At 50.9% G+C, this 26077-nt stretch carries 19 protein-coding genes; 8 read left to right on the forward strand and 11 right to left on the reverse strand.

Annotation, left to right across the window (positions count from 1 at the left end):
• The gene (gene relA / locus C4F37_RS18230) at positions 1 to 2235 is read right to left on the reverse strand and encodes a GTP diphosphokinase (protein WP_000226797.1); all 2235 of its coding nucleotides are present in this window, start codon (positions 2233 to 2235) and stop codon (positions 1 to 3) included.
• 47 nt (positions 2236 to 2282) lie between these two features.
• Positions 2283 to 3584 (reverse strand): 23S rRNA (uracil(1939)-C(5))-methyltransferase RlmD, encoded by a 1302-nt coding sequence (gene rlmD, locus C4F37_RS18235; RefSeq protein ID WP_000046817.1) that lies wholly within the window; start codon positions 3582 to 3584, stop codon positions 2283 to 2285.
• Between the two features lie 56 nt (positions 3585 to 3640).
• Between rlmD and barA the strand changes: the two genes are divergently transcribed.
• A complete protein-coding gene (barA, locus tag C4F37_RS18240; RefSeq protein WP_000186448.1) occupies positions 3641 to 6397 on the forward strand; it encodes a two-component sensor histidine kinase BarA in 2757 nt (918 codons plus the stop codon).
• Between the two features lie 230 nt (positions 6398 to 6627).
• Here barA and gudD read toward each other — a convergent pair whose 3' ends face one another.
• From gudD to syd, 7 genes are all read right to left on the reverse strand, one after another.
• Complete coding sequence (gene gudD / locus C4F37_RS18245) at positions 6628 to 7968, reverse strand: glucarate dehydratase (RefSeq protein ID WP_000098258.1); 1341 nt, start codon at positions 7966 to 7968, stop codon at positions 6628 to 6630.
• Positions 7969 to 7988: 20 nt separating this feature from the next.
• Entirely contained in the window at positions 7989 to 9329 is a 1341-nt protein-coding gene (locus C4F37_RS18250; protein ID WP_000211785.1) for an enolase C-terminal domain-like protein, read from the reverse strand.
• A 1-nt stretch (position 9330) separates the two neighbouring features.
• On the reverse strand, positions 9331 to 10683 hold the full coding sequence (gudP, locus tag C4F37_RS18255; RefSeq protein WP_000097082.1) for a galactarate/glucarate/glycerate transporter GudP: 1353 nt from the start codon (positions 10681 to 10683) through the stop codon (positions 9331 to 9333).
• 433 nt (positions 10684 to 11116) lie between these two features.
• Entirely contained in the window at positions 11117 to 11566 is a 450-nt protein-coding gene (locus C4F37_RS18260) for a flavodoxin (protein ID WP_000807752.1), read from the reverse strand.
• 17 nt (positions 11567 to 11583) lie between these two features.
• The gene (gene truC, locus C4F37_RS18265; RefSeq protein ID WP_001539476.1) at positions 11584 to 12366 is read right to left on the reverse strand and encodes a tRNA pseudouridine(65) synthase TruC; all 783 of its coding nucleotides are present in this window, start codon (positions 12364 to 12366) and stop codon (positions 11584 to 11586) included.
• On the reverse strand, positions 12366 to 12695 hold the full coding sequence (locus tag C4F37_RS18270; RefSeq protein ID WP_000206984.1) for a YqcC family protein: 330 nt from the start codon (positions 12693 to 12695) through the stop codon (positions 12366 to 12368). The genes truC and C4F37_RS18270 overlap by 1 nt, the downstream gene beginning before the upstream one ends.
• Before the next feature lie 621 nt (positions 12696 to 13316).
• Positions 13317 to 13862, reverse strand: coding sequence for a SecY-interacting protein (gene syd / locus C4F37_RS18275; protein ID WP_000342431.1), 546 nt, complete (start codon positions 13860 to 13862; stop codon positions 13317 to 13319).
• A gap of 67 nt (positions 13863 to 13929) precedes the next feature.
• Between syd and queF the strand changes: the two genes are divergently transcribed.
• The 5 genes from queF to xni all read left to right on the forward strand — a co-directional run bounded on the left by queF (position 13930) and on the right by xni (position 20392).
• Positions 13930 to 14778 carry an NADPH-dependent 7-cyano-7-deazaguanine reductase QueF gene (queF, locus tag C4F37_RS18280; protein ID WP_000100429.1) on the forward strand — a complete coding sequence of 283 codons (849 nt, stop codon included), beginning with the start codon at positions 13930 to 13932 and terminating at the stop codon, positions 14776 to 14778.
• A gap of 111 nt (positions 14779 to 14889) precedes the next feature.
• Positions 14890 to 16254, forward strand: coding sequence for a nucleotide 5'-monophosphate nucleosidase PpnN (gene ppnN, locus C4F37_RS18285; protein ID WP_001774031.1), 1365 nt, complete (start codon positions 14890 to 14892; stop codon positions 16252 to 16254).
• A gap of 556 nt (positions 16255 to 16810) precedes the next feature.
• Positions 16811 to 18100, forward strand: coding sequence for an HAAAP family serine/threonine permease SdaC (sdaC, locus tag C4F37_RS18290; RefSeq protein WP_000450473.1), 1290 nt, complete (start codon positions 16811 to 16813; stop codon positions 18098 to 18100).
• Between the two features lie 57 nt (positions 18101 to 18157).
• Positions 18158 to 19525: an L-serine ammonia-lyase II gene (gene sdaB / locus C4F37_RS18295; RefSeq protein WP_000626404.1), complete on the forward strand. Its 1368-nt coding sequence runs from the start codon at positions 18158 to 18160 to the stop codon at positions 19523 to 19525.
• 111 nt (positions 19526 to 19636) lie between these two features.
• Positions 19637 to 20392, forward strand: coding sequence for a flap endonuclease Xni (gene xni / locus C4F37_RS18300; RefSeq protein WP_024193509.1), 756 nt, complete (start codon positions 19637 to 19639; stop codon positions 20390 to 20392).
• 103 nt (positions 20393 to 20495) lie between these two features.
• Here the strand turns inward: xni and fucO are convergent, their stop codons facing one another.
• Both fucO and fucA read right to left on the reverse strand, forming a co-directional pair.
• Positions 20496 to 21644 (reverse strand): lactaldehyde reductase, encoded by a 1149-nt coding sequence (fucO, locus tag C4F37_RS18305; protein ID WP_001539479.1) that lies wholly within the window; start codon positions 21642 to 21644, stop codon positions 20496 to 20498.
• Positions 21645 to 21671: 27 nt separating this feature from the next.
• The gene (gene fucA, locus C4F37_RS18310) at positions 21672 to 22319 is read right to left on the reverse strand and encodes an L-fuculose-phosphate aldolase (protein WP_000440772.1); all 648 of its coding nucleotides are present in this window, start codon (positions 22317 to 22319) and stop codon (positions 21672 to 21674) included.
• A gap of 546 nt (positions 22320 to 22865) precedes the next feature.
• Here fucA and fucP point away from each other — a divergent pair.
• Positions 22866 to 24182 (forward strand): L-fucose:H+ symporter permease, encoded by a 1317-nt coding sequence (gene fucP / locus C4F37_RS18315; RefSeq protein WP_000528587.1) that lies wholly within the window; start codon positions 22866 to 22868, stop codon positions 24180 to 24182.
• Between the two features lie 32 nt (positions 24183 to 24214).
• The gene (fucI, locus tag C4F37_RS18320) at positions 24215 to 25990 is read left to right on the forward strand and encodes an L-fucose isomerase (RefSeq protein ID WP_000724164.1); all 1776 of its coding nucleotides are present in this window, start codon (positions 24215 to 24217) and stop codon (positions 25988 to 25990) included.
• Positions 25991 to 26077 lie beyond the last annotated feature (87 nt).

Raw genomic sequence — 26077 nt, forward strand, 5'->3', positions numbered from 1 at the left:
CTAACTCCCGTGCAACCGACGCGCGTCGATAACATCCGGTACCTGGTTGAGTTTACCCAGCACGCGACCCAGCACTTGCAGGTTGTAAATCTCAATGGTCATGTCGATGGTCGCCAGTTGCTGTTTGGTGTCGCTACGGCTGGCAACGCCAAGTACGTTCACCTTCTCGTTGGCGAGAATGGTCGTGATATCACGTAACAACCCACTACGATCATTAGCCACCACGCGGACCACCAGCGAATATCCGGCGGAGTAGCTCTCGCCCCATACCGCGTCAACAATGCGTTCTGGCGCATGGGAGCGCAGTTCCGCCAATTGTTCGCAATCGGCGCGGTGTACTGAAATACCGCGCCCTTGGGTAATGAAGCCGACAATCTCATCTCCAGGAATCGGCTGGCAGCAGCGCGCGATGTGGTGCATCAGGTTACCGACCCCTTCTACCACCACACGACCGTTATCTTTACTGCGGTTTTGCGGCGTGTAGCTTTTTTGCTGAAGCTGTTTCAGCGCGGCGGCGTCCTGCTCTTCGGCACTCGGCTTATTAAATTGCGATTGCAGGAAGTTCACCATCTGATTGAGACGGATATCCCCGCCACCAATCGCCGCCAGCAACTCGTCGACATCATTGAAGTTGTAACGCGGCAGCAGATGTTTTTCTGCTTCTTTCAGGCTGATCCCCAGATGTTCCAGCTCGTCGTCAAGGATTTGCCGCCCAGCCAGAATGTTTTTGTCACGGTCCTGTTTACGGAACCAGGCGTGAATTTTCGAACGCCCACGGCTGGTTGTGACGTAACCGAGGTTTGGGTTTAACCAGTCACGGCTGGGGTTCGGCTGTTTCTGGGTGATAATTTCAATCTGGTCGCCCATCTGCAGCTGGTAGGTGAACGGCACAATGCGCCCGCCAATTTTTGCCCCGATGCAGCGGTGTCCGACATCACTGTGGATGTGGTAAGCGAAGTCCAGCGGCGTTGATCCCGCAGGCAAATCAACGACATCACCTTTCGGCGTAAAGACGTACACTCGGTCGTCAAAGACCTGACTACGTACTTCGTCGAGCATTTCGCCGGAATCAGCCATCTCTTCCTGCCACGCAATCAGTTTACGCAGCCAGGCAATCCGGTCTTCATGTCCCGAACGTGCGCCGCCAGCAGCCGCGCCCTCTTTATATTTCCAGTGCGCAGCAACACCCAACTCTGCATCTTCATGCATCTGTTTGGTGCGGATTTGGATCTCAACGGTTTTGCCACCCGGCCCCAGAACCACGGTATGAATGGACTGATAACCGTTTGGTTTCGGGTTAGCGACGTAATCGTCAAACTCATCCGGCAGGTGGCGATAGTGAGTGTGCACTATCCCCAGTGCGGCATAACAATCCTGTAAACGCTCGGCGACAATACGTACCGCACGCACATCAAACAGCTCATCGAAGGCGAGGTTCTTTTTCTGCATTTTGCGCCAGATACTGTAGATGTGTTTCGGACGGCCATACACTTCAGCTTTAACGCCTTCAGCTTTCATCTCAGCGCGCAGATGGCCGACAAACTCTTCGATATAGTGTTCGCGGTCGAGACGGCGTTCATGCAGCAGTTTTGCGATGCGTTTGTATTCGGTCGGGTGGAGATAACGGAAGCAGTAATCTTCCAGCTCCCATTTCAGTTGCCCAATCCCAAGACGGTTCGCCAACGGCGCGTAGATATTGGTGCACTCTTTTGCCGCCAGTACACGTTCATCTTCCGGCGCATCTTTTACTTCGCGCAGATGAGCAATACGCTCCGCCAGTTTGATGACTACGCAGCGAAAATCATCGACCATCGCCAATAACATCCGGCGAACGTTATCGACCTGTTCGGAGGAAACAGAATCAGTGTGCGTCGCTTTCAGCTGGCGGATCGCCGCCATATCACGCACGCCGTGAATAAGGTTAACGACCGACTTACCGACGCTATCACGCAGCACATCTTCGCTGACTACGTTGGCATCGGCCAGAGGGAACAGCAGCGCCGCCCGCAGCGTGTCAATGTCCATACTTAATGTCGAGAGGATCTCCACCATCTCAACACCACGCCACAATAACAGACTGGCATCCGGATGCCCCTGCGTCTGTTGCAGACAATACGCCCAGGTTTCGGCTAAGCACTCACACGACTTCTGGCTGGTAATACCCAGACTTGCGATCCATTTTTCCGGATCAAATTCACCAGCCTTATTGATATGTGCACTTCTTACCGCAACCATCGTCCTCTCCTTTAGGGACCAGACCTGCCGAAATCGGCAAATCGTAACTATTTAACGCGCGAGAAAAGTACCATCGATTCCAGATGTCCCGTGTGTGGGAACATATCCAGCATCGCCAGTCGCGCAATGGTATATCCTGCTTTTAATAACGCTTCGCTATCCCGAGCCAGCGTTGCAGGGTTACAGGATACATAAACTATACGAATAGGTTCCAGTTTTATAATTTGCTGCATAACACCTGCGGCACCTGCTCGCGCCGGGTCCAACAACACTTTATCGAAGCCGTTTTTCGCCCACGGCTGCTTTGTGACATCTTCTTCAAGATTTTCGTGATAAAACGTCACATTCTGTAAGCCATTAAGACGCGCATTCTGCTGGCCTTTTTCCACCAGCGCCGGAACACCTTCTACACCCACCACACTGGCAGCTTGTGTCGCCAATGGCAGTGTAAAGTTGCCCATACCGCAGAACAGATCCAGTACGCGATCTTCAGGTTCCACATCCAGCCATTCCAACGCACGCGCTACCATTTTCTGGTTCACACCCGCATTGACCTGAATAAAATCGCGCGGGCTAAAAGTTAAGCGCAACCCATTTGAGTCATACCAGGGCATCTCACCAGAGACGGTTTCGAGTATCTCACTATCGGGGGCGAGATACAGATCCAGGCCTTCAGAATGCGAAAAGCATTCCAGTTTTTCGCGATCTGCCGAACTTAGCGGTGCGGTATGGCGCAAAATCATTAGCGTGCCGCTGGTTGCCTGTACCAGTTCAACATGACCAAGATGGCGCATAGCTTGTAAGCTGCCCAGGCATGCCCTGACTTTGGGCAGCAATGCTTCAAGTTGGGGCACTAAAATGGGGCATTGTTTCACGTCGACAATGTCACTGGAGCCCGCTTTGCGAAACCCCATCTGAAGTTGCTGTGTTTTCGGTAAGTAGTTCAGACTTAAACGCGCGCGACGGCGATAGCCCCAGGGAACATCGGCGATCACTTCAGAGACTTCGTGTTTCATTAATCGGGCGAGTGCCGCACTTTTGCTTCGCTGCTGTAAATCCACACTGGCGTGTTGTTGCTGACAGCCGCCGCATACGCCAAAATGAGGACAGCGTGGCGTTTCGCGTTCCGGGCTATCGCTTAACCGACGTACGACTTTAGCGCGGGCATACTGTTTTTTATCTTCAGTAACAGTAACTTCCGCGTTTTCCTGCGGCAATAATCCGGGGATAAATAATGTTTTGCCGTTATGTCGCGCCACACCCTGACCAAAAGAGTCGAGGTCGTTGACTGAAACGGTTATGATCTGACGCGTCGTCGTGCGTCGTTTTGCAGAGTAGAATTGCGCCATTGGCGAGACTTTCTCAATTTAACAGTGTGACCTTAATTGTCCCATAACGGAACTCCATGACCAACTACAGCCTGCGCGCACGCATGATGATTCTGATCCTGGCACCGACCGTCCTTATTGGTTTATTGCTGAGTATCTTTTTCGTCGTGCATCGCTATAACGACTTGCAGCGTCAACTGGAAGATGCCGGTGCCAGTATTATTGAGCCGCTTGCAGTTTCTACTGAATATGGCATGAGCCTGCAAAATCGCGAATCTATCGGTCAGTTAATAAGCGTACTGCATCGTCGCCATTCCGATATTGTTCGCGCGATTTCGGTTTATGATGAAAATAACCGACTCTTTGTCACCTCCAATTTTCATCTTGATCCCTCATCAATGCAGCTCGGCAGCAACGTGCCGTTTCCTCGCCAGCTCACTGTCACTCGTGACGGCGATATTATGATCCTCCGCACGCCGATTATTTCTGAAAGTTACTCCCCCGACGAATCGCCCAGTAGCGATGCCAAAAATAGTCAAAATATGCTGGGATATATTGCGCTGGAGCTGGATCTTAAATCGGTTCGCTTGCAGCAATATAAAGAGATCTTTATTTCCAGCGTGATGATGCTGTTTTGTATCGGTATTGCGCTTATTTTTGGCTGGCGCTTAATGCGCGATGTAACCGGTCCGATTCGCAACATGGTGAATACCGTCGACCGCATCCGTCGCGGGCAACTCGACAGCCGGGTGGAAGGATTTATGCTCGGCGAGCTGGATATGCTGAAAAACGGTATCAACTCGATGGCAATGTCGCTGGCGGCTTATCACGAAGAGATGCAACACAATATCGACCAGGCGACGTCCGATCTGCGTGAGACGCTGGAGCAAATGGAGATTCAGAACGTTGAGTTGGATCTGGCGAAAAAGCGCGCCCAGGAAGCGGCGCGTATTAAATCCGAGTTTCTGGCAAATATGTCACACGAGCTGCGTACACCACTGAATGGTGTTATTGGCTTTACCCGCCTGACGCTGAAAACAGAATTAACACCAACGCAGCGCGATCACCTGAATACGATTGAACGTTCGGCAAATAATTTGCTGGCAATTATTAATGATGTTCTCGACTTCTCGAAACTGGAAGCCGGTAAGCTGATTCTGGAAAGTATTCCATTCCCACTACGCAGCACGCTGGATGAAGTCGTTACCCTGCTGGCACATTCTTCTCACGATAAAGGGCTGGAACTGACGCTCAATATTAAAAGCGACGTGCCTGATAACGTGATCGGCGACCCACTACGATTACAGCAAATCATCACTAACCTGGTAGGGAATGCAATTAAATTCACCGAGAATGGCAACATTGATATTCTGGTAGAAAAACGTGCGCTGAGTAATACCAAAGTGCAAATTGAAGTGCAGATTCGGGATACCGGCATTGGTATTCCTGAACGCGATCAATCGCGCTTATTCCAGGCCTTCAGACAGGCTGATGCCAGTATTTCCCGCCGTCATGGTGGCACCGGGCTGGGGCTGGTGATTACACAAAAACTGGTTAATGAAATGGGCGGCGATATTTCGTTCCATAGCCAGCCGAATCGCGGTTCAACTTTCTGGTTCCACATTAATCTCGATCTGAACCCGAACATTATTATCGAAGGGCCATCCACCCAGTGCCTCGCTGGTAAGCGCCTGGCCTATGTCGAACCAAACTCCGCAGCAGCACAATGCACGCTGGATATTTTAAGTGAAACGCCGCTGGAAGTGGTTTATAGCCCAACGTTCTCCGCGCTGCCTCCCGCGCATTACGACATGATGTTATTAGGCATAGCGGTGACCTTCCGCGAGCCGCTAACAATGCAACATGAGCGATTAGCGAAAGCAGTATCGATGACCGATTTCCTGATGCTGGCACTTCCTTGCCATGCACAAGTCAATGCTGAAAAACTTAAGCAAGATGGTATCGGCGCGTGTCTGCTGAAACCATTAACACCTACGCGCCTGTTGCCTGCCCTGACGGAATTTTGTCATCACAAACAAAACACGCTTTTGCCTGTAACCGATGAAAGTAAGCTGGCAATGACAGTCATGGCGGTTGATGACAACCCCGCTAACCTGAAACTTATCGGCGCATTGCTGGAAGATATGGTGCAACATGTGGAACTTTGCGATAGCGGGCATCAGGCGGTTGAACGGGCGAAACAGATGCCGTTCGATTTAATCTTAATGGATATTCAAATGCCGGACATGGACGGCATTCGGGCATGTGAGCTCATCCACCAGCTCCCGCATCAGCAGCAAACGCCGGTTATCGCGGTAACGGCGCATGCGATGGCCGGGCAAAAAGAGAAACTGCTTGGCGCGGGGATGAGTGATTATCTGGCCAAACCGATCGAAGAAGAGCGATTGCATAATTTGCTGTTGCGCTACAAGCCTGGCAGCGGTATTTCCTCTCGCGTCGTGACGCCCGAAGTCAACGAAATTGTGGTCAACCCGAATGCGACCCTCGACTGGCAACTGGCACTACGCCAGGCAGCAGGAAAAACCGATTTAGCGCGCGATATGCTGCAAATGTTACTCGATTTCCTGCCTGAAGTTCGCAACAAAGTTGAGGAACAGCTGGTTGGAGAAAACCCGGAAGGCCTGGTTGATTTGATTCATAAACTGCATGGCAGTTGCGGCTATAGCGGTGTACCGCGTATGAAGAATCTCTGCCAACTGATCGAACAACAGCTACGTAACGGTACTAAAGAAGAAGATTTAGAGCCGGAGCTGCTGGAACTGTTGGACGAGATGGATAATGTAGCGCGCGAAGCCAGCAAAATTCTCGGGTAATGGACGTCTTGTCGAGTAGCAACCGGATTTTTATGACGCTGGTTTCAGATTGGTGACAAGTGCCTGTGTTTATGCCGGATGCGGCGTTAACGCCTTATCCGGCCTGCAAAACCAATTAAATTCAATGAATTAAAAAATGATGTAGCCCTGATACGTAGCGCAACAGGCAATTTTGCGTTTGGCATCAGTCTCAAACCGGCTCCAGATAGAGCCGGTTTTGGTTTTCTGTCTTAACGCACCATGCACGGACGCTTGTTATCGAACGTCCAGCCGGGGATCAGGTACTGCATTCCCATCGCATCGTCACGCGCGCCAAGCCCGTGTTTCTGATACAGCTCGTGCGCTTTCATCACTTGATCCATATCGATTTCTACACCCAGCCCCGGTTTTTCTGGCACCTGAACCAGACCGCCTTTGATCTCTAACGGTTCTTTGGTCAGGCGCTGATTACCTTCCTGCCAGATCCAGTGCGTATCAATCGCGGTGATTTTACCCGGTGCGGCAGCGGCAACATGGGTAAACATCGCCAGGGAAATATCGAAGTGGTTGTTGGAGTGTGAACCCCAGGTCAGGCCAAATTCATGACACATTTGCGCCACACGTACCGAACCTTGCATCGTCCAGAAATGCGGATCCGCAAGCGGGATATCAACGGATTGCAACGAGAGCGTATGGCCCATCTGCCGCCAGTCGGTGGCGATCATATTGGTTGCGGTCGGCAGGCCAGTTGCGCGACGGAACTCTGCCATCACTTCACGCCCGGAGAAACCTTGCTCCGCACCACACGGATCTTCTGCATAAGCCAGCGAACCTTTCAGGTATGTACCGATTTTAATCGCTTCGTTCAGCGACCAGGCACCGTTAGGATCGAGCGTAATACGCGCCTGCGGGAAACGTTGCGCCAGTGCCACAATAGATTCGGCTTCTTCTTCCCCGGCCAGTACACCGCCTTTCAGTTTGAAATCGTTGAAGCCATATTTTTCATACGCCGCTTCCGCCAGGCGCACCACCGCATCCGGCGTCATCGCTTCTTCATGACGCAGGCGATACCAGTCGCATGAGTCATCCGGCTGGCTTTGATACGGCAGCGGTGTAGCTTTGCGATTACCGACGAAGAACAGATAACCGAGCATTTCGACTTCGCTACGCTGTTGACCATCGCCCAGCAGCGATGCCACGTTTACCCCCAGATGCTGCCCCAGCAGATCCAGCATTGCCGCTTCTATCCCGGTAACTACATGAATAGTGGTACGCAAATCAAATGTCTGCAAACCGCGCCCACCGGCATCACGATCGGCAAAAGTATTACGCACCAGCGTCAGAACGTTTTTGTATTCACCCAGCGTTTTACCCACCACCAGCGGAATCGCATCTTCCAGCGTTTTACGGATTTTCTCGCCGCCGGGAATTTCCCCTACGCCAGTGTGACCGGAATTATCTTTGATAATCACAATATTACGCGTGAAGAACGGTGCATGTGCACCACTCAGATTCATCAGCATACTGTCATGACCCGCCACCGGGATGACCTGCATTTCAGTAACAACAGGCGTCGTAAATTGAGAACTCATATTTATGTCCTTTTTCAGAATCAATGACGGCCGAAAACGGGACGTTTACGGTCAAAGGTCCAGCCGGGGATCAGGTACTGCATCGGGCCTGCGTCGTTACGCGCACCGCCAGGCAGACGTTTATAGGCCTCATGTGCCTTTTGTACCTGTTCCCAGTCCAGTTCCACGCCCAGACCGGGCGCATCAGGAACGGCAATTTTTCCGTTTTTAATCTCCAGCGGATTTTTGGTCAGACGACAATCGCCCTCCTGCCAAATCCAGTGGGTATCGATAGCGGTAGGATTACCCGGTGCCGCCGCGCCCACATGGGTAAACATCGCCAGAGAGATATCAAAGTGGTTATTAGAATGGCAGCCCCAGGTCAGCCCCCAGTCGTCGCAAAGTTGCGCCACGCGGACTGCACCGGAAAGCGTCCAGAAGTGCGGATCGGCAAGTGGAATATCTACCGCATTGAGCATCACCGCATGACCCATTTCGCGCCAGTTGGTGGCGATCATGTTGGTCGCGACGGGCAAGCCGGTCGCCCGTCGAAACTCCGCCATCACTTCACGACCGGAGAAACCCTGCTCAGCGCCGCACGGGTCTTCCGCATAGGTAAGGACATCATTCAGCCCTTTGCACAGAGAAATGGCTTCATCAAGCAGCCAGGCACCATTGGGATCAACGGTAATCCGCGCATCAGGGAAGCGTTTCTTCAATGCACGAACAGTGTCGATTTCTTGCTCGCCAGGTAACACGCCACCCTTAAGTTTGAAATCTTTAAAGCCATAGCGATCCTGTGAGGCTTCCGCCAGACGCACAACGGCTTCGCTGTTCATCGCTTTCTGATGCCGCAACTGATACCACTCATGGTTGCCCGGCGTATTTTCCAGATAAGGAAGATCGGTTTTGGTCCGATCACCGATATAAAACAGATAACCGAGAACGGTAATAGCATCACGTTGCTTGCCTGGCCCTAACAGTTCGCAGACCGGAACATTCAGCGCCTGACCTAACAGGTCAAGCAAGGCGGCTTCCAGCGCCGCCACGGCATTAACGCGCAATTCAAAAGTCCAGGCACCTTTGCCGAAGGTATCAAAATCGGCTGCCTGATTACCTTTATGCGCCTGCTGAACCACTTTATTCAGGCGCGCAACTTCCTGGCCCAGCACCATCGGAATAGCCTTGACCAGTGTTTGATAAATCACCTCTCCGCCCGGCGCTTCACCAATGCCGGTATGCCCGGCATTATCGGTGAGTACCACAATATTGCGGGTGAAATATGCGTTATGTGCACCACCAATATTAAGCAACATGCTGTCATGTCCGGCGACCGGAATGACTTTCATATCAGTAATAACAGGACTGGATTGTGTCGTCATCTTATTGCCCCGCGACAGGTTTCAGCTCAATACGCTTGATATCGCCCACCAGCACCAGGTAGCTGAGTACCGCGATTAAGGCATGAACACCAACATAAATCAGCGCCCCATTAAAGGAGCCAGTCGTGCCAACGATATAACCAATTGCGATTGGCGTGACGATGCCAGAAATGTTACCAAACATGTTAAACAGGCCACCGGAAAGACCGCTGATCTCTTTTGGCGCAGTATCAGCCATTACAGCCCAACCCAGCGCACCGATCCCCTTACCGAAGAAGGCCAGCGCCATAAAGCCGATGATCATCCACTCAACGTTGACGTAGTTGCAGAACACCATCACCATCGACAGCAACATGCCCATCACGATCGGTGTTTTACGCGCAATGTTCAGTGAACCCGTGCGACGCATCAGCCAGTCGGAAATAATCCCACCCAGCACACCGCCGATAAAACCGCAAACCGCCGGAACGGAAGCCACAAAGCCCGCTTTCAGAATCGACATCCCGCGCGCCTGCACCAGATAAACCGGGAACCAGGTAATAAAAAAGTAAGTCAGGGCGTTGATACAGTACTGACCGATATAAACGCCGATCATCATCCGTGACCCGAGCAGCTGTTTGATCTGCCCCCACTTCACGCTGAACGGCACTTTAACTTTGGTGTTTTGCTGATCCATATTGATCAGCGCGCCACCCGCGGCGATGTACTCCAGCTCTTTCTGATTTACGCCCGGATGTTGATTTGGCTCGTGGATGACTTTCAACCAGATAAAGCTGATGACAATGCCCAGACCGCCCATAAAGAAGAAGACGTGTGACCAGCCCACTTCATGAGTCAACCAGCCCATAATCGGCGCGAAGATAACCGTTGCGAAGTATTGGGCGGAGTTAAAAATCGACACCGCCGTTCCCCTTTCCTGCGCCGGAAACCAGGCCGCAACAATGCGGCTGTTGCCAGGGAAAGAGGGCGCTTCAGCAAGCCCGACCAGGAAGCGCAGTGTAAACAGGGCAACGATAATGCCGAATCCACTAAAGATATCGACGAAGCCTTGCAGCAAGGTAAACATCGACCAGATAAAGATCGACCAGAAGTAGACGCGTTTTGAACCAAAACGATCCAGCAACCAGCCACCAGGGATCTGCCCGATAACATACGCCCATGAGAAGGCAGAGAACACATAGCCCATTCCCACGGGATCAAGGCCGATATCTTTGGCCATTTCCGAACCGGCAATAGAAAGCGTAGCGCGGTCGCCGTAGTTGAAGGATGTGACGATAAACAACATCACCACTATCCAGTAACGAGCATTCGTGCGTTTTTCCACACTGCTCGCAGCCTGACTTAAAGAACTCATTGTTGCACTCCTGAAAATTCGCGTTAGCCACGCTCACTCTGGACTGCGACATCGCCAGGAAATCAGAGGTGACGTAGGGTGTTTTTGCCGTTTTTATAGGTCGTTCGCCGAATACGGCGCGTGTTTATATCTGGCAATAGCAGTATAAAAAGCGCGCCATAGCGGCTCACCGTGCAACAACACAACATTAATGCGTTCAATGAGGCCCGATTTTGGCATTAGCCCTGGACGGTGGAATCCACTTCACGGAAATGAAAACAAGAACAAGAAAGGAAGGGTTAAAACGAAGAAATAAAGAAGAGTATGAAATGGATCGCTTGACTCCAGGCAAACGCCAGTAAAAATCCGCGCTATGAAGCAGTTTTTACTGGCATTTGCCTGAAAAGATTCGATTCAGCACCGCTAAAACGGCATTTACCGCTCGCTGAACATATCAGGACAACATCGTGCCCCAATGTTCAACCCACGGATTTGATTCCGTTTCCGGTTCCGGGTTCTCACTGGCGTCAATCAACAGCATTTCGCCAACCCGCTGAGCGCTCTGTTCCTGCAACAAGGCATCGAACTGTTTGCCGCCATTGCAGAAATTCACATAACTACTGTCGCCGAGCGCAATCACGCCATAACGCAGATTCGGCTGGAAGCCCAGACTATCTTTGATTCCCTGAAAGAGTGGCACAATACTATCAGGAAGGTCGCCCTGCCCGGTCGTGGACGTAACCACCAGAACATACTTATCCTGATAGGGCAGCCAGTCGCTTAATTCAGGATCTTCAAATACCGTTGCTTTGTGGCCCTGCGCGGTCAGAATCGCTTCCGCTTCTTCGGCCACTAACAGTGAATTCCCGTACATGGTGCCGACAAAAATACCAATTTCCGCCATACCGTTTTCTCCCTGGATTAGGAACTTATCTCTCCATCCTGACCCGATGGCGCACTGAACTCAACCCTTTCATTTTCAGGAAGCAGACCGCACCAGCCAAATTGTGATAATGCCTGCATCCAGGTGTCGTCCAGGCCCGCGTGAATAGCCAGCGGCTCGCCAGTAAAAGGATGCGTCAATGACAACTGACTGGCATGCAGCATTAACCGCTGAAGGCCAAAATGCTCAGCACCGCTGCGATTCTGGCGTAAATCACCATGTTTGCTGTCGCCAATAATCGGGTGCCGCAAATGGGCAAGATGGCGACGAAGCTGGTGCTTGCGTCCAGTTTTCGGCTCCAGTTCCACCAGGCCGTAGCGCGTGGTCGGGTAACGTCCAGTCGCTACCGGCATTTCTACGGTCGCCAGACCGCGATAATGCGTCACTGCTGGCTGCGGGCCTTTATCTTCGCGGGCAAATTTATCAGCGATTTTGTCCAGTTCTTCCACCAGTGGATAATCCAGCACCGCTTCTTCCATCAACCAGCCACGCACAATCGCATGGTAACGTTTCTGGATTTGGTGCTGTTCAAACTGTTGTGCCAGCAGCCGTCCGGCTTCGCTGGATAATCCCATCAACAACACACCAGAAGTTGGTCGGTCCAGACGATGAGCAGTAAAAACATGCTGGCCTATCTGGTCACGCACGGTTTGCATGACCACTACTTTCTCGTCGCGATCCAGCCAGCTGCGGTGAACCAGCCAGCCGGAGGGTTTATTTACCGCAACCAGCCATTCATCCTGATAGAGTATTTCCAGCATTAGCTCGCATCATCCGCAAAAAGAGCATCCAGTTTTTCCAGCTCTGCCAGAATAAGCGCGCGTTGCGGGTAGTCCGTCGCCAGCGCCATTTCATAATAAGGCGCAACAGCAAAAGCGCCCGGTAACGGCTGGTTGTTATCTAACAAATCGTGCATTCGCGGGATCAGCACCCACTGCAACCACTCCAGTGGTTCCATGGTGTCCATAAAGAACGGTTGAGTACTGTTAAATTGATGCGGCAGGGGTTCATCGTTTCGCCAGTGCTGATGTTCACGCAGTAACGCTTCAAGCGCCTGCAACTGGAGACGAACGCGGTCATGAGTGGTCATAAAGCAACCTCAATAAGAAAAACTGCCGCGAAGAATAGCAGGAATAAAAAAAGGGAGCACTGTATTCACAGTGCTCCCGGTTCGTTTCGCAGCATTCCGGCTACTTTTATTGCTCCCTGCTCATCCTTGACAACTTTTCCTCTGGCCTTGCGGCCAATCGTTCATCCTGAACTATTGCTTCCTGCTCACACCACCCCGATGTGATACTTCATCCTGAAGTGTTCCTGGCCTTCCTGACCCACCGAATCATCCTGACCGGTTCTCATTCTCCATCCTGGAGGTGTCCTTTAACGCGTCCTGCGTCATCCTCTTCGCTTCATCCAGAAGCCTTTCCCTGAAACACCATCCTGGTGTGTCCTTCAGAAGTGTCATCATCCTGATGTTCACTTCGTTGTCTGACTCCCTGTCGACGAAGATAGAATCGTCTTTTTCTCGAAGTCTTACAAGGCGCTTACAGACAATGCCTTAAGGAAAATTTCATATGAAAGTTAAGAATTAACAAGCAACATGTTGTTTTTAAATGAGAATAACGATTCTTATCTTTTTAAGTATTCGCTTATTTCCTGGCGATCTCCTACAGAGTCTGTAAGAGATCTCTCACAACCAGATGGGGTATTTGGATTACAGAAGAGGCTTAAGTTGATTAAGGAATTCCGCAAGATTTGAGGCTAAATGCGTCCGTTTACGTGTTCCCAGCGTCTCTTTGCACACTTCACCGGAGAGATTACACACCGAGATGACCTCTAACTCTTCTTCCAGCGTCGCGATAAATAGCGTGGGCGGCAGTTTTAGCCTTTTCTGAGTCACCAGATGACCAATCAGATTTTCCTGCACCCGACGGAAGTCGTCTTCACTCCAGGTTTGCAGCAATGTCAGTTTGATATCGCCAAACTGCGCGTGCATATCCCCGGCAAACTGAGTCGTATAAAAGGTATGAATCGTGGGTTGTATCACAATATCAAAAGCGCGTTCAACCGCGTTTACATTTTGTTCCCCGGTAAACGGCTGGGGTTGCCAGTATACGGCATCTTCGGTAGTTGAAATAATGCACGGTGAAGGAACGCCGTACAGTTCCTCACTTAACGGCCAGCTTTTATGCTCTTCATGCCACGCATCGCAGTAGCGTGCAGTAAAATCTTTCAGGGCTTGTGCGGTCAAATCGTCCACTAATTTCTCTCTTCACTTAAACCAGATACACTTGTCGTTTAGTTTATCTGGTTTATGACGGTGAAACATGTCTTCTTATGCAAACCATCAGGCACTTGCGGGCCTGACACTTGGAAAATCAACCGATTACCGGGATACCTATGACGCCAGCCTACTGCAAGGCGTACCACGCAGCCTGAATCGCGACCCGCTGGGTCTGAAAGCGGATAACCTGCCTTTTCACGGTACGGATATCTGGACGCTGTATGAACTTTCCTGGCTGAATGCGAAAGGTTTGCCGCAGGTCGCTGTCGGTCATGTTGAACTTGATTACACCAGCGTAAATCTGATTGAGTCGAAGAGTTTTAAGCTCTATCTCAACAGTTTTAACCAGACGCGTTTTAATAACTGGGATGAGGTGCGCCAGACGCTGGAGCGCGACTTAAGCACTTGCGCCCAAGGTAAGGTTAGCGTGGCGTTATATCGTCTTGATGAACTGGAAGGCCAGCCGATAGGTCATTTCAATGGCACCTGCATTGATGACCAGGATATCACTATCGATAACTATGAATTCACTACTGACTATCTGGAGAATGCCACCAGCGGTGAAAAAGTAGTGGAAGAGACGCTTGTCAGCCACCTGCTGAAATCAAATTGCCTGATCACCCATCAACCAGATTGGGGATCGATCCAAATTCAGTATCGTGGACGCCAAATTGACAGAGAAAAACTGCTGCGTTACCTGGTTTCTTTCCGTCATCACAACGAGTTCCACGAACAGTGCGTGGAACGCATCTTTAATGACCTGTTACGCTTCTGCCAGCCAGAGAAATTGAGCGTTTACGCACGTTATACCCGTCGTGGCGGTCTGGACATTAACCCGTGGCGCAGTAATAACGATTTTGTCCCATCGACCACAAGACTGGTTCGGCAATAAATTTTTTCTCAATTTTGCGTGCTGGATTCACGCAGAAGGTTGTGAAAGGTCAGCAGGCAGGGCTATTGTAATCAAAGGGAATGACGATATTCGTCCCATAAGGAGTTTTTCTTGATTACACATATTAGCCCGCTTGGCTCCATGGATATGTTGTCGCAGCTGGAAGTGGATATGCTTAAACGCACCGCCAGCAGCGACCTCTATCAACTGTTTCGCAACTGTTCACTTGCCGTACTGAACTCCGGTAGTTTGACCGATAACAGCAAAGAATTGCTGTCTCGTTTTGAAAATTTCGATATTAACGTCCTGCGCCGTGAACGCGGCGTAAAGCTGGAACTGATTAATCCCCCGGAAGAGGCTTTTGTCGATGGGCGAATTATTCGCGCTTTGCAGGCCAACTTGTTCGCGGTTCTGCGTGACATTCTCTTCGTTTATGGGCAAATTCATAACACCGTTCGTTTTCCCAACCTGAATCTCGACAACTCCGTCCACATCACTAACCTGGTCTTTTCCATCTTGCGTAACGCTCGCGCGCTGCATGTCGGTGAAGCGCCAAATATGGTGGTCTGCTGGGGCGGTCACTCAATTAACGAAAACGAGTATTTGTATGCCCGTCGCGTCGGGAACCAGCTGGGCCTGCGTGAGCTGAATATCTGCACCGGCTGTGGTCCGGGAGCGATGGAAGCGCCGATGAAAGGTGCTGCGGTCGGACACGCGCAGCAGCGTTACAAAGACAGTCGCTTTATTGGTATGACAGAGCCGTCGATTATCGCCGCTGAACCGCCTAACCCGCTGGTCAACGAATTGATCATCATGCCAGATATCGAAAAACGTCTGGAAGCGTTTGTCCGTATCGCTCACGGTATCATTATCTTCCCTGGCGGTGTGGGTACAGCAGAAGAGTTGCTGTATTTGCTGGGAATTTTAATGAACCCGGCCAACAAAGATCAGGTTTTACCATTGATCCTCACCGGCCCGAAAGAGAGCGCCGACTACTTCCGCGTACTGGACGAGTTTGTCGTGCATACGCTGGGTGAAAACGCGCGCCGCCATTACCGCATCATCATTGATGACGCCGCTGAAGTCGCTCGTCAGATGAAAAAATCGATGCCGCTGGTGAAAGAAAATCGCCGCGACACTGGTGACGCTTACAGCTTTAACTGGTCAATGCGCATTGCGCCAGATTTGCAAATGCCGTTTGAGCCGTCTCACGAGAATATGGCTAATCTGAAGCTTTACCCGGATCAACCCGTTGAAGTGCTGGCTGCCGACCTGCGCCGTGCGTTCTCCGGTATTGTGGCGGGTAATGTAAAAGAAGTCGGTATTCGCGCCATTGAAAAGTTTGGTCCTTACAAAATCAACGGCGATAAAGAGATTATGCGTCGTATGGACGACCTGCTACAGGGTTTTGTTGCCCAGCATCGTATGAAGTTGCCAAGCTCAGCCTACATCCCTTGCTACGAAATCTGCACGTAATCTCCCCTCCCCCGGTGACGTTTGTTGCCGGGTTTTCTCATTTTTGGTCACTTACTCATCAACTCATTTCATTTGTTATATGAATGTTTCTTACTACCCTCACGCGACAAATATCACCACAGTTAATATGTCATACAATTTATGTTGAAACGCAAACGTTTCCCTATTTTCATAAACCATATTTTATTGCCATGAAAAAGAAATTATCGCCATGATTGACTAAAAGTATTGATTTTTTCAGTTCAACCTACATATATTGCGCGCCCCGTAAGAAGTCAGATGTCGTTTAATGGGTAAATATTGCCCTTAAATTCTCTTTTACTTTTGATTTACAGAGTAAAGCGTTGTGATTATCTATCTTCCAAGTAGATTATTTTATTTGGGATCAAGATCACTGATAGATACATAACTTGTGTGTATCTTTCCGCCCTCAAATTATTACGGTGGAAAATGATTAAGCCATCGCCGATAGACAGATTTCATTTTTACGGTCAGGCACCTTCCCGGGCTGAACTGGCTAAAAGCTGAATTATTTGCATTCCTCCAGGAGAAATAGATGGAAACGACTCAAACCAGCACGATTGCGTCGAAAGACTCTCGTAGTGCCTGGCGCAAGACAGACACCATGTGGATGCTGGGCCTTTACGGCACGGCAATCGGCGCGGGCGTGCTGTTCCTGCCAATCAACGCTGGTGTTGGCGGTATGATCCCGCTGATCATCATGGCTATCCTTGCGTTCCCGATGACGTTTTTTGCTCACCGCGGCCTGACTCGCTTCGTACTGTCTGGTAAAAACCCGGGCGAAGACATCACCGAGGTTGTAGAAGAACACTTTGGTATTGGCGCAGGTAAACTGATTACTCTGCTCTACTTCTTCGCTATCTACCCGATCCTGCTGGTTTATAGCGTGGCAATCACCAATACAGTTGAAAGCTTCATGTCTCACCAGCTGGGTATGACGCCACCGCCGCGTGCGATTCTGTCGCTGATCCTGATCGTGGGTATGATGACCATCGTTCGCTTCGGTGAGCAGATGATCGTTAAAGCGATGAGTATTCTGGTATTCCCGTTTGTTGGCGTACTGATGCTGCTGGCTCTGTACCTGATCCCGCAGTGGAACGGCGCAGCACTGGAAACGCTGTCTCTGGACACTGCATCTGCAACCGGAAACGGTCTGTGGATGACACTGTGGCTGGCAATTCCGGTAATGGTGTTCTCGTTCAACCACTCTCCGATCATCTCTTCTTTCGCCGTTGCGAAGCGTGAAGAGTACGGCGATATGGCAGAACAGAAATGCTCGAAGATCCTGGCATTCGCACACATCATGATGGTGCTGACCGTAATGTTCTTCGTCTTCAGCTGCGTACTGAGCCTGACTCCGGCAGACCTGGCTGCGGCTAAAGAGCAGAACATCTCGATTCTGTCTTACCTGGCTAACCACTTTAACGCGCCGATCATCGCGTGGATGGCTCCGATTATCGCGATTATCGCTATCACCAAATCCTTCCTCGGCCACTACCTGGGCGCACGTGAAGGCTTCAACGGTATGGTGATTAAATCTCTGCGTGGTAAAGGTAAGTCTATCGAAATCAACAAGCTGAACCGTATCACTGCGCTGTTCATGCTGGTAACGACCTGGATTGTTGCCACCCTGAACCCGAGCATCCTGGGTATGATTGAAACCCTGGGCGGCCCAATCATCGCGATGATCCTGTTCCTGATGCCGATGTACGCAATCCAGAAAGTACCGGCAATGCGTAAGTACAGCGGTCACATCAGCAACGTATTCGTTGTCGTGATGGGTCTGATTGCAATCTCCGCAATCTTCTACTCACTGTTCAGCTAAGTCCTTTCGCGCCGCTTTCGGGCGGCGCTTCCTCCGTTTTAACGCGATGTATTTCCTATGATTAGCGTATTCGATATTTTCAAAATCGGCATTGGCCCTTCCAGTTCTCATACCGTTGGACCAATGAAAGCGGGTAAACAATTTACCGACGATCTGATTGCCCGTAACCTGCTTAAAGACGTGACCCGCGTGGTGGTTGACGTGTACGGCTCGCTCTCTCTGACCGGTAAAGGCCACCACACAGATATCGCCATAATTATGGGTCTGGCGGGTAACCTGCCGGATACCGTGGATATCGATTCCATCCCTGGTTTTATTCAGGATGTGAATACTCATGGTCGCCTGATGCTGGCAAACGGTCAGCATGAAGTGGAGTTCCCGGTTGATCAGTGCATGAACTTCCATGCCGACAACCTTTCTCTGCATGAAAACGGTATGCGCATTACCGCGCTGGCGGGCGATAAAGTCGTTTACAGCCAGACTTATTACTCTATCGGCGGTGGCTTTATTGTTGATGAAGAACATTTTGGTCAGCAGGATAGCGCACCGGTTGAAGTTCCTTATCCGTACAGTTCAGCAGCCGATCTGCAAAAACATTGTCAGGAAACCGGGCTGTCACTCTCTGGCCTGATGATGAAAAACGAGCTGGCGCTGCACAGCAAAGAAGAGCTGGAACAGCACCTGGCTAACGTCTGGGAAGTCATGCGTGGCGGTATTGAGCGCGGTATTTCTACCGAAGGCGTGTTACCTGGCAAACTGCGCGTTCCACGCCGTGCTGCAGCACTACGCCGGATGCTGGTCAGCCAGGATAAAACCACCACTGACCCGATGGCGGTTGTTGACTGGATCAACATGTTTGCACTGGCAGTGAACGAAGAGAATGCTGCTGGCGGTCGCGTGGTGACTGCGCCGACTAACGGTGCGTGCGGGATTATTCCGGCCGTGCTGGCGTACTACGACAAGTTTATCCGCGAAGTGAACGCTAACTCACTGGCTCGTTACCTGCTGGTAGCCAGCGCCATTGGTTCTCTTTATAAGATGAACGCCTCGATTTCTGGTGCCGAAGTCGGCTGCCAGGGTGAAGTCGGCGTGGCGTGCTCAATGGCGGCAGCTGGTCTGGCAGAACTGTTAGGCGCAAGCCCGGCGCAGGTATGCATCGCGGCGGAAATCGCCATGGAGCACAACCTCGGTCTGACGTGTGACCCGGTCGCCGGGCAGGTACAGGTGCCGTGCATCGAGCGTAACGCCATTGCGGCAGTGAAAGCAGTAAACGCTGCACGTATGGCGCTGCGCCGTACCAGCGAGCCACGCGTCTGCCTCGATAAAGTTATCGAAACTATGTACGAAACAGGTAAAGATATGAACGCCAAGTACCGCGAAACCTCTCGCGGCGGCCTGGCAATGAAGATCGTTGCCTGCGATTAATCGCTCTCCAGAGGCCTCTTTTTGCGAGGCCTCTTCCCGATTTCTCATCCAGCCATAGCCTGTTCTGGCATCGAATGTTACCCTTATCGCCTGATCTTTAAGGGGGTTATCGTGGCTGTTCATTTGCTTATTGTCGATGCACTGAATCTTATTCGTCGCATTCATGCCGTTCAGGGTTCACCCTGTGTCGAAACCTGCCAGCACGCGCTCGATCAGCTCATTATGCACAGCCAGCCAACCCACGCGATCGCCGTTTTTGATGATGAAAACCGCAGTAGCGGCTGGCGTCATCAGCGTTTACCAGATTACAAAGCGGGTCGACCGCCAATGCCGGAAGAGTTGCACAACGAGATGCCTGCATTACGCGCCGCCTTTGAGCAACGCGGCGTCCCGTGCTGGTCCGCCAGCGGCAACGAAGCCGATGACTTAGCCGCCACGCTGGCGGTCAAAGTGACACAGGCCGGGCATCAGGCAACGATTGTTTCGACAGATAAAGGCTACTGTCAGTTACTTTCACCGACATTACGTATTCGTGATTACTTCCAGAAACGTTGGCTGGATGCGCCATTTATCGATAAAGAATTTGGCGTTCAACCGCAGCAGTTGCCCGATTACTGGGGGCTTGCGGGGATCAGCAGTTCAAAGGTACCGGGTGTTGCAGGGATCGGACCAAAAAGCGCCACACAGCTACTGGTCGAGTTTCAGAGTCTGGAAGGGATATATGAGAATCTGGATGCGGTTGCCGAAAAGTGGCGCAAAAAATTAGAAACCCATAAAGAGATGGCGTTTCTGTGCCGCGATATTGCCCGCTTACAAACCGATTTACATATCGACGGCAATTTACAGCAATTGCGGTTGGTACGATAAAGAGATACAGGGTGCTACCGATTAACAATCCATTAAATTTAATGCACTTGTAGGCCGGATAAGACGCGCCAGCGCCGCATCCGGCATTATCACATCCGCGCAATTACCAGGCGGTATGGTAAAGCTCTACAATATCCTCAAGCGTTGCTTCACGCGGGTTGCCACCGGTACAAACATCATCCAGTGCCGCCTGCGCCAGTGCCGGAATGTCTTCCTTGCGTACACCAACATCACGTAAATGTGGCGGAATACCGACATCACGGTTGAGTGCAAACACCGCTTCAACAGCGGCATTACGCGCCTCTTCCAGGCTCATACCTTCCACTTTCACGCCCATAACGCGCGCGATATCGCGGTACTTCTCACCGGTAAAGTCAGCGTTATAGCGCATGACATGCGGTAACAGGATGGCGTTCGCAACACCGTGTGGCGTGTTGTAAAACGCGCCCAGTGGATGCGCCATACCATGCACCAACCCTAATCCAACATTCGAGAATCCCATACCCGCAACATACTGCCCGAGCGCCATTTCTTCTCCGGCATCCTTATCACCAGCAACCGATCCTCGCAGCGCCCCAGCAATGATTTCAATCGCTTTAATGTGCAGCGCATCGGTTAGCGCCCACGCGCCACGGGTAATATACCCCTCAATAGCATGAGTGAGCGCATCGACACCCGTCGCGGCTTTCAGCGCTGGAGGCATACCATCCATCATGTCAGCGTCAATAAACGCCACCTGCGGGATATCATGCGGATCAACGCAAACAAACTTGCGCCGTTTCTCTTCGTCAGTGATCACGTAGTTAATGGTCACTTCTGCCGCAGTGCCTGCTGTGGTGGGGATTGCCAGAATCGGTACACTGGGTTTATTGGTCGGGGAAAGCCCTTCCAGGCTACGCACATCGGCAAACTCCGGGTTGTTGCTGATAATGCCAATCGCTTTACACGTATCCTGTGGAGAACCACCACCAATAGCGATCAGGTAATCCGCGCCGCTATTCTGGAATACATCGAGCCCTTCTTTGACGACAGTAATTGTTGGGTTAGGTACTACGCCGTCGTAAATCGCCCATGCCAGTCCTGCCACATCCATCTTATCGATCACTTTCGCCACCACGCCGCATTGCACCAGCGTTTTATCGGTGACGATCAGCGCCTTCTGATAACCACGGCGTTTCACCTCATCGGTTAAAGACCCAACAGCCCCCCGACCAAACCATGCCGTTTCGTTCAGAATCATTCTGTTAGCCATCATCCTTCTCCTTGTTGCTTTACGAAATTACTCTTCAATCCGTAACCCGTAGGTTTTGAATTTCTCCAGCACTACGGCAATCTCTTCATCGCTCAGCACTGGCACCGGGTCCGTAATCGCCAGGGTCGTCAGGTAAAGTTGTGCCAGCACTTCAACTTCATGCGCCAGCCATAACGCTTTCTCCAGATTCGCCTCACAAGCGATAAGCCCATGATGTTGTAACAAAGTTGCCTTACGATTTTTGAGAGCCAGCGCAACATGTTCAGAAAGTTCGCGTGTTCCAAAGGTCGCATAAGGCGCGCAAGGAATAGAATTACCGCCAGCCGCCGCAATCATGTAGTGAATCGCGGGGATCGGTCGGTTAAGAATGGAAACTGCCGTACAATGAACGGCATGATTGTGAACAACCGCGTTGGCATCCGGTCTGCTTTGATAGGCCGCCATATGGAAACGCCACTCGCTTGAGGGGAGTTTTCCTTCCTCATGTTTGCCGTTGCCATCAATAAAGACAATATGCGACTCCGTCAGTTTTTCATATGGAATACCTGTAGGCGTAATCAGCATCCCATCCTGATAACGTACACTGACGTTACCCGCTGTCCCCTGGTTCAGCCCCAGGCGAGTCATTTCCAGGCAAGTGTCAATAATCTGACGAGCAAGTTTATTTCGTTCCATTAGCTACCTCTCTCTGATTCAAAACAGGGCAATAATGTTGTTCCTTTCACACTATTGAATTAGCCGTTTAATTACCCACCATCTTCTTCCTGATTAACCAGAAAGAAATTCACAAGCTTATATTTTGTGACCTGGTTCAACTAATCACAGTAAATAACTGCAAGTTCTCTTTTTATAACTCCATTAAAAATGACCGCTCTTAAAAATATTTATCAAAACGGTCATTTTTCTACTCCTCCCTGCCAGGAATGCCCGTTTTCGGCACAAACAATTAATACGGTCATCTGGTTTGTGTTTTTTATGATTTATTTTCTGAAACGGGCATGAAATTTCGATTATTAAAGTGATGGTAGTCACATAAAGTCACCTTCCAGCTAATAAGTGTGACCGCCGTCATATTACAGACCGTTTTTTATTTGAAAATGAATCCATGAGTTCATTTCAGACAGGCAAATATTCACTGATATGAAGCCCGAACTCGCTGGTTTTGCACTTTTGAAAACATAACCGATTACGTGCTTAAGCTTCTGAACCTAAGAGGATGCTATGGGAAACACATCAATACAAACGCAGAGTTACCGTGCGGTAGATAAAGATGCAGGGCAAAGCAGAAGTTACATTATTCCATTCGCGTTGCTGTGCTCACTGTTTTTTCTTTGGGCGGTAGCCAATAACCTTAACGACATTTTATTGCCTCAATTCCAGCAGGCTTTTACGCTGACAAATTTCCAGGCTGGCCTGATCCAATCGGCCTTTTACTTTGGTTATTTCATTATCCCAATCCCTGCCGGGATATTGATGAAAAAACTCAGTTATAAAGCAGGGATTATTACCGGATTGTTTTTATATGCCTTCGGCGCTGCATTATTCTGGCCCGCCGCAGAAATAATGAACTACACCTTGTTTTTAGTTGGCCTATTTATTATTGCAGCCGGATTAGGTTGTCTGGAAACTGCCGCAAACCCTTTTGTTACGGTATTAGGGCCGGAAAGCAGTGGTCACTTCCGATTAAATCTTGCGCAAACATTTAACTCATTTGGCGCAATTATCGCGGTTGTCTTTGGGCAAAGTCTTATTTTGTCTAACGTGCCACATCAATCGCAAGACGTTCTCGATAAAATGTCTCCAGAGCAATTGAGTGCGTATAAACACAGCCTGGTATTATCGGTACAGACACCTTATATGATCATCGTGGCTATCGTGTTACTGGTCGCCCTGCTGATCATGCTGACGAAATTCCCGGCATTGCAGAGTGATAATCACAGTGACGCCAAACAAGGATCGTTCTCCGCATCGCTTTCTCGCCTGGCGCGTATTCGCCACTGGCGCTGGGCAGTATTAGCGCAATTCTGCTACGTCGGCGCACAAACAGCCTGCTGGAGCTATTTGATTCGCTACGCTGTAGAAGAAATTCCAGGTATGACAGCAGGCTTTGCCGCTAACTATTTAACCGGAACCATGGTGTGCTTCTTTATTGGTCGTTTCACCGGTACCTGGCTCATCAGTCGCTTCGCACCACACAAAGTCCTGGCAGCCTACGCATTAATCGCTATGGCACTGTGCCTGATCTCAGCCTTCGCTGGCGGTCATGTGGGTTTAATAGCCCTGACTTTATGCAGTGCCTTTATGTCGATTCAGTACCCAACAATCTTCTCGCTGGGCATTAAGAATCTCGGCCAGGACACCAAATACGGTTCGTCCTTCATCGTTATGACCATTATTGGCGGCGGTATTGTCACTCCGGTCATGGGGTTTGTCAGTGACGCAGCGGGCAACATCCCCACTGCCGAACTGATCCCGGCACTCTGCTTCGCAGTCATCTTTATCTTTGCCCGTTTCCGTTCTCAAACGGCAACTAACTGAACATATTTTCCGAATAAAGTGAGGAATCAGTAATGAAAAAAATCAGCTTACCGAAAATTGGTATCCGCCCGGTTATTGACGGTCGTCGCATGGGTGTTCGTGAGTCGCTTGAAGAACAAACAATGAATATGGCGAAAGCTACGGCCGCACTGCTGACCGAGAAACTGCGCCATGCCTGCGGAGCTGCCGTCGAGTGTGTCATTTCCGATACCTGTATCGCGGGTATGGCTGAAGCCGCTGCTTGCGAAGAAAAATTCAGCAGTCAGAATGTAGGCCTCACCATTACGGTAACGCCTTGCTGGTGCTATGGCAGTGAAACCATCGACATGGATCCAACCCGCCCGAAAGCCATTTGGGGCTTTAACGGCACTGAACGCCCCGGCGCTGTTTACCTGGCAGCGGCTCTGGCAGCTCACAGCCAGAAAGGCATCCCGGCATTCTCCATTTACGGTCATGACGTTCAGGATGCCGATGACACATCGATTCCTGCTGATGTTGAAGAAAAACTGCTGCGCTTTGCCCGCGCCGGTTTAGCAGTCGCCAGCATGAAAGGTAAAAGCTATCTGTCGCTGGGCGGCGTTTCGATGGGTATCGCCGGTTCCATCGTTGATCACAACTTCTTTGAATCCTGGCTGGGAATGAAAGTCCAGGCGGTGGATATGACCGAACTGCGTCGCCGTATCGATCAGAAGATTTACGACGAAGCCGAACTGGAAATGGCGCTGGCCTGGGCTGATAAAAACTTCCGCTATGGCGAAGATGAAAATAACAAACAGTATCAACGCAATGCCGAGCAAAGCCGCGCAGTTCTGCGCGAAAGTTTACTGATGGCGATGTGTATCCGCGACATGATGCAAGGCAACAGCAAACTGGCCGATATCGGTCGCGTGGAAGAATCACTTGGCTACAACGCCATCGCTGCGGGCTTCCAGGGGCAACGCCACTGGACCGATCAATATCCCAATGGCGACACCGCCGAAGCGCTCCTTAATAGTTCATTTGACTGGAATGGCGTTCGCGAACCCTTTGTCGTGGCGACCGAAAACGACAGTCTTAACGGCGTGGCAATGCTAATGGGTCACCAGCTCACCGGCACCGCTCAGGTATTTGCCGATGTGCGTACCTACTGGTCACCAGAAGCAATTGAGCGTGTAACGGGGCATAAACTGGATGGACTGGCAGAACACGGCATCATCCATTTGATCAACTCCGGTTCTGCTGCGCTGGACGGTTCCTGTAAACAACGCGACAGCGAAGGTAACCCGACGATGAAGCCGCACTGGGAAATCTCTCAGCAAGAGGCTGACGCTTGCCTCGCCGCTACCGAATGGTGCCCGGCGATCCACGAATACTTCCGTGGCGGCGGTTACTCTTCCCGCTTCCTTACCGAAGGCGGCGTCCCGTTCACCATGACTCGTGTCAACATCATCAAAGGCCTGGGACCGGTACTGCAAATCGCGGAAGGCTGGAGCGTGGAATTGCCGAAGGATGTGCATGACATCCTCAACAAACGCACCAACTCAACCTGGCCAACCACCTGGTTTGCACCGCGCCTCACCGGTAAAGGGCCGTTTACGGATGTGTACTCGGTAATGGCGAACTGGGGCGCTAACCACGGAGTTCTGACCATCGGCCACGTTGGCGCAGACTTTATCACTCTTGCCTCCATGCTGCGTATCCCGGTATGTATGCACAACGTTGAAGAGACCAAAGTGTATCGTCCTTCTGCCTGGGCCGCGCACGGCATGGATATTGAAGGCCAGGATTACCGCGCTTGCCAGAACTACGGCCCGTTGTACAAGCGTTAATACATTACTCCCTGATGTGATGCCCGGTCGCTCCGGCTACCGGGCCTGAACAAGCAAGAGTGGTTAGCCGGATAAGCAATGTTATCC

The sequence above is a fragment of the Escherichia sp. R1 genome (assembly GCF_003000935.1).
Lineage (GTDB): Bacteria > Pseudomonadota > Gammaproteobacteria > Enterobacterales > Enterobacteriaceae > Escherichia > Escherichia coli.

What these genes read in the sequence shown, in the direction of transcription:
- sdaB (WP_000626404.1), top strand. Translation starts at nt 18,158, where the DNA reads ATGATTAGCGTATTCGATATTTTCAAAATCGGCATTGGCCCTTCCAGT.
- queF (WP_000100429.1), top strand. Translation starts at nt 13,930, where the DNA reads ATGTCTTCTTATGCAAACCATCAGGCACTTGCGGGCCTGACACTTGGA.
- relA (WP_000226797.1), bottom strand. Translation starts at nt 2,235, where the DNA reads ATGGTTGCGGTAAGAAGTGCACATATCAATAAGGCTGGTGAATTTGAT.
- gudD (WP_000098258.1), bottom strand. Translation starts at nt 7,968, where the DNA reads ATGAGTTCTCAATTTACGACGCCTGTTGTTACTGAAATGCAGGTCATC.
- C4F37_RS18270 (WP_000206984.1), bottom strand. Translation starts at nt 12,695, where the DNA reads ATGACCACTCATGACCGCGTTCGTCTCCAGTTGCAGGCGCTTGAAGCG.
- truC (WP_001539476.1), bottom strand. Translation starts at nt 12,366, where the DNA reads ATGCTGGAAATACTCTATCAGGATGAATGGCTGGTTGCGGTAAATAAA.
- gudP (WP_000097082.1), bottom strand. Translation starts at nt 10,683, where the DNA reads ATGAGTTCTTTAAGTCAGGCTGCGAGCAGTGTGGAAAAACGCACGAAT.
- sdaC (WP_000450473.1), top strand. Translation starts at nt 16,811, where the DNA reads ATGGAAACGACTCAAACCAGCACGATTGCGTCGAAAGACTCTCGTAGT.
- fucA (WP_000440772.1), bottom strand. Translation starts at nt 22,319, where the DNA reads ATGGAACGAAATAAACTTGCTCGTCAGATTATTGACACTTGCCTGGAA.
- C4F37_RS18250 (WP_000211785.1), bottom strand. Translation starts at nt 9,329, where the DNA reads ATGACGACACAATCCAGTCCTGTTATTACTGATATGAAAGTCATTCCG.
- barA (WP_000186448.1), top strand. Translation starts at nt 3,641, where the DNA reads ATGACCAACTACAGCCTGCGCGCACGCATGATGATTCTGATCCTGGCA.
- fucP (WP_000528587.1), top strand. Translation starts at nt 22,866, where the DNA reads ATGGGAAACACATCAATACAAACGCAGAGTTACCGTGCGGTAGATAAA.
- fucO (WP_001539479.1), bottom strand. Translation starts at nt 21,644, where the DNA reads ATGGCTAACAGAATGATTCTGAACGAAACGGCATGGTTTGGTCGGGGG.
- rlmD (WP_000046817.1), bottom strand. Translation starts at nt 3,584, where the DNA reads ATGGCGCAATTCTACTCTGCAAAACGACGCACGACGACGCGTCAGATC.
- fucI (WP_000724164.1), top strand. Translation starts at nt 24,215, where the DNA reads ATGAAAAAAATCAGCTTACCGAAAATTGGTATCCGCCCGGTTATTGAC.
- C4F37_RS18260 (WP_000807752.1), bottom strand. Translation starts at nt 11,566, where the DNA reads ATGGCGGAAATTGGTATTTTTGTCGGCACCATGTACGGGAATTCACTG.